This window comes from Streptomyces sp. NPDC043854, from assembly GCF_056436005.1.
In genome coordinates, this window is sequence record NZ_JBWKDK010000013.1 from 1 (window position 1) to 12,462 (window position 12,462).

Genomic DNA, 12,462 nt, shown 5'->3' on the forward strand with positions numbered 1-12,462 from the left:
GGGGAAAAAAAAAAAAAGAAGAAAAAAAAAAACCCCCCCCCCCCCCCCCCCCCCCCCCCCCCCCCCCCCCCCCCCCCCCCCCCCCCCCCCCCCCCCCCCCCCTCGCCCGGATGGGTGAACTGTGCCAACTGGGCTGGATTTGCCGCCCGTTGCCGGGCATATGCTCGGGCCGACAACAGCAGACATGAGACGGCCCCCGGCGGGACGGCAATCCCGGTCGAGGGCCTGACCAAGCAGGAAGTCAACGACACTTCCCATGGCTCTTTCGAAGCTTAGCGCTGCCTCGCGCGCCTCGTCCCGCAATCACGCCGGGACCCCCCGATCCGGTGTCATCCACGTCAACGTCCGGCACACGAAGCACTTCACGGTGGTCGGCAACCGCCTCGCCCAGCAGCACGAACTCTCGTACACCGCACGCGGTATCGCCGTGTACATCCAGTCGCTGCCGCCCGGCTCCCCGGTCGGCGTCAAGGAGCTCGCCAAGCCGTCGCAGGAGGGCGAGGCCAGGATCGCCGCGGCCCTGCGGGAGCTGGAGCAGTACGGGTACCTGGAGCGGCGGATCGAGCGGCTGCCGGGCGGGCAAGTCGTCACCCGCACCTACTCGTACAACACGCCGGAGGCCGCGCACCGGCGGCAGCGGCCGCCGTCCCCGCCGCCGTATCCGGCCCCGTCTGCGACCACGCCTCCGTCGCTGCCTTCGCCGGACTGCGAACCCGTACGGGGACCGGAGCCGGTGCCGATGCCCGAACCCGAGCCGGTGCGGGAGCTCGGGAAGGAACCCGAACCCGAACCCGAGCCCGAGCCCGAGTGGGAGCCGGGACCCGAGCCCGGGTGGCAGCCGGAGCCGGAGCCCGGGCCCGGGCCCGGAGGGGAGCGCGGGCGCCCCTCGCCGTTTCGTGCCCGGGTCGATCCCGCCGCGTTCGAGCTGCTCGCCGGCCTGTGCCGGCGCGATCCCCGGCTGCTGCTGTCCGAACGGGACGTGCACCGGCTCGCGGACGGCGTCTCGGTCTGGCTGGATCGGGGGGCTGCGCCCGAAGCCGTCGCACTGATGCTGTCCAGGAACCTCCCCGACGGCCTCCGCAATCCCGCGGGCGTGCTGGCCTACCGGCTGGCCGCGCTCGTGCCGCCGCACCTGCCCGCGGCTCCGGAGCCGCGACCGGTCCCGCGACCGGACCCGTTCCAGACGTGCGACGGCTGCGAACGCGCCTTCCGCGCACCCGCACCGGGCCGCTGCCGCGACTGCCCGCCCCCGGGCGCCGCCGGGTAAGGCGATCCGTGCGGCTGCGGCGCTCCCGCCGGAATGGCGCCGGTCTCACCGCCGCACTCGCCGCCCTGCGCGGGCGCCGACCCCGGACCCGAGGGGCCGCTCGCGCGGCGCTGCGCGCGTTTCCCGGCCACCGCCGCCAACGTTGTCCGGCACCTGACACCGAGGTGCCCGATTGGACTGTCCGTGCAGGTCAGGGTGGGGAGTGGGGCGGGATCCGGGGCCCTCGGGCTGCGGAGGCGGGCCCGGGCGCTTATCGTGGCTGACGGATCGGGGGGGGCCGCCCCGAGGAGGGTGCAGTGCACCGTTCCCGTACCGGCGCCGCGGTCGGCGCAGCCTGCCTGCTCGTGTCCACCGCCGCCGCAGCCGTCCAGGGCGCCGGCCCCGCGGCGGCGTCCGCGTCTGCCACCGCTTCCGGTTCCGGTTCCGCCTCTGCTTCCGCGTCTGCCGCCACGCCCGCGTCTGCCGCCGCCGAGTCCGCCCGGGCGCCCACGTCCGCCACCGCGTCCCCCGACGGGCCCCGCATACGGTGGGGTGCCTGCCCCGTGCAGCCCGTGCCCGCCGGCATGCGGTGCGGCACCCTCACCGTGCCGCTGGACCACTCCGCCCCCGCCAAGGGCACCGTCCGCATAGCCCTCGCCGAGATACCCGCCAACGGCCCCCGTGCCGGGCGCCGCGGCTCGCTGCTGCTGAACTTCGGCGGGCCCGGCGGCCCCGGCATCGAGAGCCTCGCCGCCCACGCCAAGGCCTTCGCCGAGCTCGGCGAGCGCTACGACCTCGTCGCCTTCGACCCCCGCGGGGTCGGCCACAGCGAGCCCGTCAGCTGCGGCGGCTCCCTGGAGCCCGACCCCGTCGACTCCGGCGACCCCGCGGACGCGCTCGCCGCCCTCCGGGCCGTCGTCGCGCGCTGCGAACGGGCCTCCGGGCCGGTCCTGCCGTACATCGGCACCGTGCACGTCTCCCGCGACATGGACCTCATCCGCCAGGCCCTCGGCGAGGACAGGCTCAACTACCTCGGCTTCTCCTACGGCACCCGCCTCGGCGCCGTCTACGCCGCCCAATTCCCCCACCTCGTCGGCCGGATGGTCCTCGACGGTGTCGACACCCTCGCCGAACCCCTTGTCGAACAGGCCCTCGCCTCCGCGCAGGGCCAGCAGCAGGCCCTGGACAACTTCCTGTCCTGGTGCGCCCACCAGCCCGGCTGCGTGTACGGGACGAACACCCGCACCGCCAAGGAGGACGCTGCCGCGCTCGTCGCCCGGCTCGACGCCGTCCCCCTCGTCGACGAGGACGGCGCCCTCTTCACCGGACAGGACGCCGCCACCGCCATCGGCTTCGCCCTCTACTCCCGGGAGCTGTGGCCCGACCTCGCCGAAGCCCTCACCATGGCCGAGCGGAACGGCAACCCGCGCGGGCTGCTCCGCCTCGGCGCCCCCGCAGAAACAGACCCGGCGGCCGGCTCCGCGCAGCATCCCGACCCCGTCCCGGCCGACAACGCCGCCGCCGCGATGGCCGCCGTGAACTGCGCCGACGACCCCGACCGCAGCCACGACAAGGCGAGCCCGGCTGCCGTGGCGGCGCGGATCGAAGGCCTGCGGGAGCAGTTCCGGCAGGCCTCGGAGATTTTCGGGCCGCGGCAGCTGCTGACCGTCCTGGCCTGCTACGGACGCCCCGCGGGCACCGACTTCGTCCGCAGGATCGACCGGCCCGGCGCCCCGCGCATGCTCCTCGTCGGCACCCGCGGCGACCCGGCGACCCCGTACCGGTGGACCGAGGAGACCGCCGCACGCCTCGGCTCCGCTGTCGTCCTCGACCACAAGGGCGACGGACACACCGGCTACACCACCTCGACCTGCGTCCGCGGCTACGTCGACGACTTCCTCATCGACGGCCGGCTGCCGGGCGGGACGCGGTCCTGTCCGGCGGACGAGTGACCGCAGGTGGGGGCGGTTGCCCGATCACGTGATCGAACATTTATTCGTATACGGTGGCGTCCATGGGGAACTTCGTACTCGTACCCGGCGCGTGGCTCGGGGCATGGGCCTGGGACGCGGTGGCGGCGGAGCTGCGCGCCGTCGGCCACGACGCCCACGCGCTGACGCTGTCCGGTCTCGCCGAGCGGCGCCACGCCGGCTCATGGGCGGGCCAGCAGACGCACGTGCACGACATCGTCGACGCGGTCGAGCGCCTGGACCTGCACGACGTCGTCCTGGTCGGCCACAGCTATGCCGGCATCCCGGTGGGCCAGGCGGCCGAGCTGATCGGCGACCGGCTCGCCCGGGTCGTCTTTGTCGACGCCGACGTTCCGGTGGACGGGCAGTCGTTCGTCTCCGGCTGGCCGGGCGGGGCCGAGGTGACGGCGTCCGTCGAGGCGAGCGGCGGCTTCTGGCCGCCGCCGGCAGCGGCCGACTTTGCGGGCCAGGGCCTGGACGAGGAGCAGATCGCCCGCATCGTGGCCGGCTCCACCCCCCACCCGGGCGCCACCCTGACGGAACCGGCAGCGCTCGCCCGCTCGCTGGGCGAGCTCCCGGCGGTATACGTGAAATGCCTGCTGGACGGACCGGAACCACCGCCGGCGGCAGCCGAACTCCTCAAGAACGACAGCTGGACCCTGCAGACCCTGGACACGGGCCACTGGCCGATGTTCTCCCGGCCCGCGGAACTGGCGGCGCTGCTGGCGGGGTTGGGGGAGGGGCAGGGGGTGGGGGAAGGGTAGGGCGGGGGCTGTGGGGAGCGGGAGTGCGCGCAGGCGGTGCAGAACGGCCGCTCGGACCCCCGCCCGTCCCGCCTCTCCCCGTCGTCAGTCCTTCCGCTCCGCCCGGAGGCGTTCCAGCTCGTCCTCGTGCCGGCGCAGGTCCAAGGCGACGGTGCCCCTGGCGTACTGGAAGGTGCCGGCGGCGGCCAGCGGGAGGGAGAGCGTGAGGAGGGCGAGCAGGTCGGCCGGGTCCCGTTCCGTGGCGCAGCGTTCGCCCTCGGTGGCGGCGTACGAGCGCCTCTTGCCGTCGCCCTCGTCGTAGAAGACGGGGGAGGCACAGTCGATGCTCCGGCTGGAGCCGTAGTTGACGGTGAAGGGGGCCAGCAGCTGGTAGGCGAGCCAGAGCCAGATGGCGCCTGCCGCGATGAGCAGGAACACCCCGAGGGTGCGCTTGCGGTCCGCGCGTTCGCGGAAGTTCGTCTCGTGCGCCGCTGCTGTCATGTGCGCCGAATCTAGTCGAACGGCCGCGGCGGCTGCCGCTCGTTTCCTCCTCGCTGCCCCTCTTCCTCTCCATCCGTCAGAGAGTATCAAGAAGGTCAAACAGGCGCCTATGGGTGTATACCGCGCAACAAATCGGCGCCGCCTGGGCGTTCTGCCGCCGTGCTGGTTGAAGCCGAGACGAATGGTGTGTCACATCTCCCGGGGCGCCGGTGAGTCGCCTCCGAATACCTGATAGACAGTGAATATTCACGGCTCGACCCGCTGTACAACTCGCCGGCCGCCTTGGGGGGATCGCCGCACTGTGAAGCCGCTTCACCGCCACCTTGTCAACACCTCGCGCAAGGTCCTGTGTACGGCCGCGCTCGCGGCCAGCCTGACGACCGCCGCCGTGGTGACCAACCCGCCCACCGCCGACGCGGGCGAGTCCGAGCCCACCCCGGACAGCCCCCAGGCCACCGACCGCGGTGACGCCCGCCTGGACCTGCCCGACGACCTCGCCGACCCGGCCGTGCCGCCGGCCGCCGGTACGGGCGAGGGGGCCAGCGGCATCCCCGCGACCGCCCTCGACGCCTACAAGCGCGCGGAGACCGCGGTGGCCGCCGCGCTCCCGAAGTGCAAGCTGCCCTGGCAGCTCCTCGCGGGCATCGGCCGGGTCGAGTCCGTCCACGCCTCCGGCTACGGGCTCAAGGCCGACGGGTACACCGAGAAGGCGATCCGCGGCCCGCAGCTGAACGGCCAGGGCTTCGCCGAGATCAAGGACACCGACAAGGGCGAGTTCGACGGGGACGCCGCCTACGACCGGGCCGTCGGCCCGATGCAGTTCATCCCGTCCACCTGGGCCACCTGGGGCGCCGACGGCAACGGCGACTCCAAGCGCGACCCGAACAACATCTACGACGCGGCCCTCGGTGCGGGCCTGTACCTGTGCGCGGGCGACCGCAACCTCTCGGACCAGGCGCAGCTCGACAAGGCGATCCTCAGCTACAACAACTCCCGCGAGTACGTGAACACCGTGCTCGGGTACATGAAGCAGTACCAGAACGGTGCGGGCGAGGTGCCCAACCCGCCGACCGGGACCTACCCGACGCCCACCAACCCGGTGCTGCCGACCCCGCACCCCACGACGCAGACGAAGCCGTCGACGGGCACGGGGACGACCACGAAGCCGTCGACGAACCCCACCAACCCCGCCAACCCGACGAACCCCACCAACCCGTCCAAGCCGGCCGAGCCGGAGAAGCCCGCGCCGCACCTGGCCAAGGTGGAGGTGCTCGGCAGCGCCGAGCTCAAGGCGGAGGCCGGGGCAGCGTTCGCCGCGGTGCCGCGGGTCAAGGCGGTGCTGAGCGACGGCAAGCCGGCCAAGGGGCAGGCCGTCCTGTTCGCGGTCGAGGACGACACGACGGGCACGTACTTCGGCACGCAGGGCCGGTCCCACCTGGTGGTGCAGACCGACGCCGAGGGCATCGCCGCCGCGCCGGGCCTCGTGGCCGGCGACAAGCCGGGCACCTTCACGCTGAGGGCCTCGAGCTACGGCACCGCCACCCAGTTCACGGTGAACTTCAGCGGTGTCGTCGCGGCGAAGCCCGCCCCGGCCGTCGCCGACCTGCTGACGCGCACCGACGCGGGCGCGGGCAAGCCGCTGGAGGCCGTCGCCGGGACCGCCGTCAAGGGCATCCAGGTCAAGGCGACCGCCGACGGCAAGGCGGTGGCCGGTACTCGGGTGACCGCCGGGCTGGTGGAGCAGAACAAGGCCGGCGACTGGGTTCCGGTGGACCCGGCGACGGCGAAGGGCCCGTACTTCAAGGGGGCCAAGGACGGCGAGAAGCTGTTCAGCCTGGAGCTCGACGCGGCCGATGCCGACGGCCTGATCGCCCTGCCGGAGCTGCTGACCACGGACGTCGCCCCGGGCACGTACCACCTGCGGCTGATCACCAAGGAGAAGGTGGTCCTGATCCTGGAGCTGAAGGTCACCGCCAAGGCGGAGATCCCGGCCCCGCAGACCCCGTCGCCGTCCCCCTCGCCCACTCCGTCCGCCGTCAAGCCGTAACGCGGCTCGCTCCGCCGGCTCCGAGACGACGGCCGGCCGCCACCGCGACCCGGTGGCGGCCGGCCGTTTCACACATCCGGCCCCGCCAGGGCCCGCCCGGCCCCGCCCGACCGCACACCGCTTGCCACGGCCCGTCGCCCGCGGCACAAAGGCAGGAGCCCCGCGGCCTCCGTTCGCGTGTGAACGGGGGCCGCGGGGCTCCTTGGGTACTGCTCTCAGGTACTGCGATCCAACCGCGTGAGGTTGGCCCGGGCGATTAGGCCGGGGTGACGTTCTCCGCCTGCGGGCCCTTCGGGCCCTGCGTGACGTCGAAGTTCACGGTCTGGTTCTCCTCGAGGGAGCGGAAGCCAGAGGCGTTGATCGCGGAGTAGTGGACGAAGACATCCGGGCCGCCGCCGTCCTGGGCGATGAAGCCGAAGCCCTTTTCAGCGTTGAACCACTTGACGGTTCCGGTAGCCATGAGCCCTCCTATGGGCCAAAGGGTCGCCCTGCTCCAGAACCTGCTAAGAAGTCTGAAAACTACTAAAGCCTGCGGGTCACATTCTCCGCAGGCTTCGTACTGCAAGGGAAACCAAACTGCAACTTGCGTCGAGCCTAGCACGCACCCCGCGGCCGAGACCAGAGGGAAAGATCACGTCACCCGGACGTTTGAGACCCGCGCGAAGGCTGACGCGGGGCCGCCAGCTAGTCTCGCGATGTGGACGTCTATCGCAGCCGGCCCCGGGTCGGCCACATTCAGTTCCTGAACTGCCTTCCCCTCTACTGGGGCCTGGCCAGGACCGGCACCCTGCTGGACCTGGAGCTGACCAAGGACACCCCCGAGAAGCTCAGTGAGCACCTCGTCCAGGGCCGTCTCGACATCGCCCCGATCACCCTTGTCGAGTTCCTGCGCAATGCCGATCAGCTCGTCGCGTTCCCCGATCTCGCGGTCGGCTGCGACGGCCCGGTGATGTCCTGCGTGATCGTCTCCCAGGTGCCGCTGGACCGGCTGGACGGCGCCCGCGTCGCCCTCGGCTCGACGTCCCGCACCTCCGTACGGCTGGCCCAGCTGCTCCTCGCCGAGCAGTACGGGGTCCGCCCCGACTACTTCACCTGCCCGCCCGACCTGGGGCTGATGATGCAGGAGGCCGACGCGGCCGTGCTGATCGGCGACGCCGCGCTGCGCGCCTCGCTGCACGACGCGCCCCGGCTCGGCCTCGACGTCCACGACCTGGGACTGATGTGGAAGGAATGGACCGGGCTGCCGTTCGTGTTCGCCGTGTGGGCCACCCGCAAGGACTACCTCGACCGCGAGCAGGCCGTCGTCCGGCAGGTGCACGAGGCCTTCCTCGAGTCCCGGGACATCTCCCTGGAGGAGGTCGCCAAGGTGGCCGAGCAGGCGGCCCGCTGGGAGGCCTTCGACGCCGAACTGCTGCAGCGGTACTTCACCACCCTCGACTTCCGGTTCGGGCCGGAACAGCTCGCCGGGGTAAGGGAATTCGCGCGTCGCACGGGTCACTCGACGGGCTATCCGGCAGATGTCGCGGTGGAGCTGCTGAAGGTGTCCTGAAGGTTCCCCCGGAGCGTTCGGGCCCGTGCCCGTGTTCCGTTTCACGATCGGTTTCGTGCGGTTCCGTGATCGGATTACCGGGCGGTGGCCCGGGTTCCGGTCATCGCTTCCCGGGGAATTCCCGATCTTTTCTGATTGTCATCACGACGCCGTGCCGCCGTCGCCGCCAATTCACCCGCCGGGCGGTCCGGCCGGGCCGGTGCCGGGAATTACCCGCCCCGCCCGCCCCGCCCGTGCCTGGAACAGGTGCTCGCCGGGTTCGAGCGCGCGGGAACGGCCCCGGCGCCCCCGCGGCACCCCTAAGGTGGATCACGAGGTGGATCACGCCGTCGGGGCCACGGGGGAGGGGACGGGATGCAGCCGCTGGAAGCCGGGGAGCCGCGGACCATCGGTGCGTACCGGCTGCTGGGCCGGCTCGGCGCGGGTGGCATGGGCCGGGTCTACCTCGGCCGGAGCGCGGGCGGCCGGACGGTCGCCGTCAAGATCGTGCACCCGCACTTCGCCGCCGACACCGAGTTCCGCGCCCGGTTCCGCCGCGAGGTGGAGGCCGCCCGGCGGGTCGGCGGCGAGTGGACCGCACCCGTCCTGGACGCCGACCCCGAGGCGCCGGTGCCGTGGGTGGCCACCGGGTACGTGGCGGGCCCCTCGCTGGGCGGCGCCGTGGCCGCGCACGGGCCGCTGCCGCAGGCCGCCGTACGGGCCGTCGGCGAGGGGCTGGCCCGCGCCCTGGTGGCGGTGCACGGGCTGGGTCTCGTCCACCGCGACGTGAAGCCGTCGAACGTGATGCTGACCCTCGACGGGCCCCGCCTGATCGACTTCGGGATCGCCCGCGCCACGGACGGCACCGCCTCCCTCACCTCCACCGGGGTCTCCGTCGGCTCGCCCGGCTACATGTCGCCCGAACAGATCCTCGGCAAGGGCGTCACCGGCGCCGCCGACGTGTTCTCCCTCGGCGCGGTACTGGCCTTCGCCGCGACCGGGCGGCCCCCGTTCACCGGCGACAACTCGGCGACCCTGCTCTACAAGGTGGTCCACGAGCCGCCGGAGCTGGACGCCCTCCCGCCCGGCGAGCTGCGCGACCTGGTCGCCGCCTGCCTCGCCAAGGCACCCGGGGCCCGGCCGGCCCCGCAGGCCGTCGCGGAGGCCTTCGACGGGGCGCTGCGCGTCCCCGGCTGGCTTCCCGCGCCCGTGATGGAGGCGGCGAGCCGCGCCGCGGTGGCGCTGCTCGACCTGGAGGCCGTGGCGGCGGAGCCGGAGAGCGCCTCGGGGCCGGTCCCGTTCACCACGCCCTCGTACGGGGAGCCGGCCACGGCCGGCGGCGCGGGCGTCGGCGTCGGCGTCTTCGGCGCGCCGGACCCCTCCTACGGGGGCTCGTACGGGGGCCCGGCCGGGACCGGGGCCTCCGCCCCGGCGGGACCGTACGGCGCCCCGACGGAGACCGCCGGCAGCGGCTCCGGCGGCCCCGGCGGCCCCGGCAGCGGCGGCGTTCCGCAGCCGCGCACCGCCGGGGGCGGCGAGGGCGGCGAGGCCACCACGCCCGGCCGCAAGGTCACCGTCACCGCGGCCGGGCGCAGGTTCAGCTGCACGGTGGTGGTCGCGGCCGCCGCGGTGGCGGCCGCGCTGTCCGGCGGGCTGTACGGGCTGGGCCTGGTACCCGGGACGGGGGGCTGGCAGAACCACGCCGAACCGCCGTCCCATGCGTCCCCGCCCTCCGCCGCGGCCTCGACGGCCCCGAGCCCGGCGAAGAGCCGCCCCGACGTCCCCCCGGAGCTGGTCGGCACCTGGAAGGGGACCGTCACCACGGCCCGCATGGGGGTCCCGAGCGAGTTCGAGATCACGATCAAGGCCGGCAGGGTCGGCGAGGTCGTCGGCCGCGACAAGTCGGTCCTGCCGGTCTTCGGCACCGACTGCTCCGGTGACTGGAAGCTCGTCTCGGCCACCGACCGGTCCCTGGTCCTGGACACCTCCGGCGGCCCCAACCCGGCCCCCGGGATCTGCTCCAACGGCTCCTCCGACGAGCGCTTCACCCTCAATGCGAACGGCACGCTCCACTACCGGTCGGGGGACGCCGCGGCCGGAAACCCCGAGGGAGACCTGACCCGCAGGCGGTGAATTCCGGCGGCGGGCCCTGGCGTAGGCTGGATCGGTCCGGATCTCTTGACACACCGCCGAAGGGTGACGCACCGGTGACCGACCAGGCCGCTCTCCAGTCTGTCCTCGAACGTGCCGCCGCGGGGGGCCGGATCACCAAGGAGGAGGCGCTCGACCTCTACCGGCACGCCCCGCTCCACGCCCTCGGCCAGGCCGCCGACGCGGTGCGCCGCCGCCGCTACGCCGGCACCGAGCACATCGCGACGTACATCATCGAGCGCAACATCAACTACACCAACGTGTGCGTCACGGCGTGCAAGTTCTGCGCGTTCTACGCGGCCCCCAAGGACACGAGGAAGGGCTGGTCCCGGGACCTCGACGACATCCTGCGCCGCTGCGCGGAGACCGTCGAGCTGGGCGGCACGCAGATCATGTTCCAGGGCGGCCACCACCCGGACTACGGCGTGGAGTACTACGAGGAGCACTTCTCCGCCATCAAGAAGGCGTTCCCGCAGCTGGTCATCCACTCCCTCGGCGCGTCCGAGGTCGAGCACATGGCCCGGATCTCCGGGGTCTCCGCCGAGGAGGCGATCAGGCGGATCCACGCGGCCGGCCTGGACTCGTTCGCGGGCGCGGGCGCCGAACTGCTGCCGGAGCGGCCGCGCAAGGCGATCGCCCCGCTGAAGGAGTCCGGCGAGCGCTGGCTGGAGATCATGGAGATCGCCCACGAGCTGGGCGTGGAGTCCACCTCCACCATGCTCATGGGCACCGGCGAGACCAACGCCGAGCGCATCGAGCACCTCGCGATGATCCGCGACACGCAGGACCGCACGGGCGGCTTCCGCGCCTTCATCCCCTACACGTACCAGCCCGAGAACAACCGCCTCAAGGGCCGCACCCAGGCGACGGTCTTCGAGTACCTGCGCATGATCGCGGTCGCGCGCCTCTTCCTCGACAACGTCGCCCACATCCAGGGCTCCTGGCTGACCGTCGGCAAGGAGGCGGGCCAGCTCTCCCTGCACTACGGCGCGGACGACCTCGGCTCGGTCATGCTGGAGGAGAACGTCGTCTCCTCGGCCGGCGCCAAGCACCGCTCCAACCGCCAGGAGATCATCGACCTCATCCGCAAGGCGGGCCGTACCCCGGCGCAGCGTGCGACGACGTACGAGCACCTCGTCGTGCACGACGACCCGGCGAACGACCCGGTCGACGACCGCGTGGTCTCGCACATCTCCTCCACCGCCCTCGAGGGCGGCACGGCCCACCCCGAGCTGAAGCTCATCCCGGCCGAGTGATCCGGCCTTGCTGACGCTGCACACCGCAGGGCTCCTCGTCGCCGGGCGCGGGGCCGAGCCCCTGCCCGGCGGGGCCGTCCTCGTCGAGGGCGACCGGATCGCGGGCACCGGCCCGTACGAGGAGCTCGCCGCGGCCCGGCCGCACGCGCGGACCCGCCGCTGGCCCGGCGTGCTGACCCCGGGGCTGGTGGTGGACGGGGCGCAGGAACTGCTGGAGGGTACGTACTACCCGGACGACCCGTACGAGACCGCCGAGCTCGGCACCGGGCCGGTGACCGGGGCGGAGGCGCTGGCCGCGCTGCAGCTGACCGATGCCCGGCGGGGCAACAGCGCCCGGCGGGCGACGCAGCGGCTGCTGGCCCGCGGTGTGGTGGCGGTGGCGGGACGGCTGACGGTCCCGGCGGTGCGTTCGGCCGTGGCCCGGTCGGGGCTGGAGCTGCTGCCGCCGGCCGCCGGGGGTGCGGCGGGCCCGGAGGAGCGGGGGGCGGCCCCGCTGGACCCGTTCGCGGGGCGGGAGCGCGTCGAGGAGGCCTTCCACGGGGTGCTCCGGGCGGGTGCTCCGGCCCGCTTCGCGGTGTTCGCGGCGGGCGACCTGCGGGAGCTGGCGGCGGTGGGCGCGACGAGCTGTGTGGCCACCGTCATCGGCGGGCGGCTGCTGCACCGCCGGCGCTGAGCCCGCCCGCGCCGAGTCCGCCCGCGCCGCGGCCGGCGGCGCCGAGGCGGCCGTCCTCGCGGGCCAGGGCGGCCAGCAGGCAGGCCTGGAGGCGGCTGATGCCGCCCAGTTTGGTCCGTATGTTGTGGACGTGGAACTTGACCGTGCTGACGGACAGTTGGAGTTCACCGGCGAGTTCCGCGTTGGAGGCGCCGGTGGCCAGGCACAGGAACACGGCGGATTCCTGTTCGGTGAGCCGCACCGCGCGCCGCAGCGCCTCCTTCTTCTGCGCCGGCCTGTAGGCCGGGAACCAGGCAGGGACGCTGAAGCTGACGACGCGCACGTTTCCACTCCTCGCCCCCGGCCGT

General features: G+C 73.4%; 11 protein-coding genes. 8 read left to right on the forward strand and 3 right to left on the reverse strand.

The features are described 5' to 3' along the window. Window positions 1–256: 256 nt before the first annotated feature. From AC068A_RS14365 to AC068A_RS14375, 3 genes are all read left to right on the forward strand, one after another. A complete protein-coding gene (locus AC068A_RS14365) occupies window positions 257–1,267 on the forward strand; it encodes a helix-turn-helix domain-containing protein (protein WP_478584741.1) in 1,011 nt (336 codons plus the stop codon). Window positions 1,268–1,563: 296 nt separating this feature from the next. Continuing rightward, complete coding sequence (locus tag AC068A_RS14370) at window positions 1,564–3,198, forward strand: alpha/beta hydrolase (protein ID WP_478584742.1); 1,635 nt, start codon at window positions 1,564–1,566, stop codon at window positions 3,196–3,198. Between the two features lie 62 nt (window positions 3,199–3,260). After that, window positions 3,261–3,980, forward strand: coding sequence for an alpha/beta fold hydrolase (locus AC068A_RS14375; protein ID WP_478584744.1), 720 nt, complete (start codon window positions 3,261–3,263; stop codon window positions 3,978–3,980). 84 nt (window positions 3,981–4,064) lie between these two features. On the opposite strand, the gene AC068A_RS14380 is transcribed toward AC068A_RS14375, so the two are convergent. Beyond that, a complete protein-coding gene (locus AC068A_RS14380; RefSeq protein WP_478584746.1) occupies window positions 4,065–4,460 on the reverse strand; it encodes a hypothetical protein in 396 nt (131 codons plus the stop codon). Window positions 4,461–4,761: 301 nt separating this feature from the next. Between AC068A_RS14380 and AC068A_RS14385 the strand changes: the two genes are divergently transcribed. Further along, window positions 4,762–6,507 carry a lytic transglycosylase domain-containing protein gene (locus tag AC068A_RS14385; RefSeq protein WP_478584748.1) on the forward strand — a complete coding sequence of 582 codons (1,746 nt, stop codon included), beginning with the start codon at window positions 4,762–4,764 and terminating at the stop codon, window positions 6,505–6,507. A gap of 256 nt (window positions 6,508–6,763) precedes the next feature. Here the strand turns inward: AC068A_RS14385 and AC068A_RS14390 are convergent, their stop codons facing one another. Beyond that, the gene (locus AC068A_RS14390; RefSeq protein WP_030012116.1) at window positions 6,764–6,967 is read right to left on the reverse strand and encodes a cold-shock protein; all 204 of its coding nucleotides are present in this window, start codon (window positions 6,965–6,967) and stop codon (window positions 6,764–6,766) included. Between the two features lie 237 nt (window positions 6,968–7,204). On the opposite strand from AC068A_RS14390, the gene AC068A_RS14395 reads away from it, so the two are divergent. From AC068A_RS14395 to AC068A_RS14410, 4 genes are all read left to right on the forward strand, one after another. After that, window positions 7,205–8,056 carry a menaquinone biosynthetic enzyme MqnA/MqnD family protein gene (locus AC068A_RS14395; protein ID WP_478584750.1) on the forward strand — a complete coding sequence of 284 codons (852 nt, stop codon included), beginning with the start codon at window positions 7,205–7,207 and terminating at the stop codon, window positions 8,054–8,056. A 354-nt stretch (window positions 8,057–8,410) separates the two neighbouring features. Continuing rightward, window positions 8,411–10,168: a serine/threonine-protein kinase gene (locus AC068A_RS14400; protein WP_478584752.1), complete on the forward strand. Its 1,758-nt coding sequence runs from the start codon at window positions 8,411–8,413 to the stop codon at window positions 10,166–10,168. A 74-nt stretch (window positions 10,169–10,242) separates the two neighbouring features. Next, complete coding sequence (gene mqnC / locus AC068A_RS14405) at window positions 10,243–11,442, forward strand: cyclic dehypoxanthinyl futalosine synthase (protein ID WP_478584754.1); 1,200 nt, start codon at window positions 10,243–10,245, stop codon at window positions 11,440–11,442. A gap of 7 nt (window positions 11,443–11,449) precedes the next feature. Next, window positions 11,450–12,115, forward strand: a complete 666-nt coding sequence (locus AC068A_RS14410; protein ID WP_478584756.1) for an imidazolonepropionase-like domain-containing protein — start codon at window positions 11,450–11,452, stop codon at window positions 12,113–12,115. Here the strand turns inward: AC068A_RS14410 and AC068A_RS14415 are convergent. Then, the gene (locus AC068A_RS14415) at window positions 12,081–12,437 is read right to left on the reverse strand and encodes a response regulator transcription factor (RefSeq protein WP_478584758.1); all 357 of its coding nucleotides are present in this window, start codon (window positions 12,435–12,437) and stop codon (window positions 12,081–12,083) included. The two genes, AC068A_RS14410 and AC068A_RS14415, sit on opposite strands and share 35 nt — an antisense overlap. Window positions 12,438–12,462: the final 25 nt, after the last annotated feature.

What these genes read in the sequence shown, in the direction of transcription:
- AC068A_RS14365 (WP_478584741.1), top strand. Translation starts at nt 257, where the DNA reads ATGGCTCTTTCGAAGCTTAGCGCTGCCTCGCGCGCCTCGTCCCGCAAT.
- AC068A_RS14380 (WP_478584746.1), bottom strand. Translation starts at nt 4,460, where the DNA reads ATGACAGCAGCGGCGCACGAGACGAACTTCCGCGAACGCGCGGACCGC.
- AC068A_RS14400 (WP_478584752.1), top strand. Translation starts at nt 8,411, where the DNA reads ATGCAGCCGCTGGAAGCCGGGGAGCCGCGGACCATCGGTGCGTACCGG.
- AC068A_RS14375 (WP_478584744.1), top strand. Translation starts at nt 3,261, where the DNA reads ATGGGGAACTTCGTACTCGTACCCGGCGCGTGGCTCGGGGCATGGGCC.
- AC068A_RS14390 (WP_030012116.1), bottom strand. Translation starts at nt 6,967, where the DNA reads ATGGCTACCGGAACCGTCAAGTGGTTCAACGCTGAAAAGGGCTTCGGC.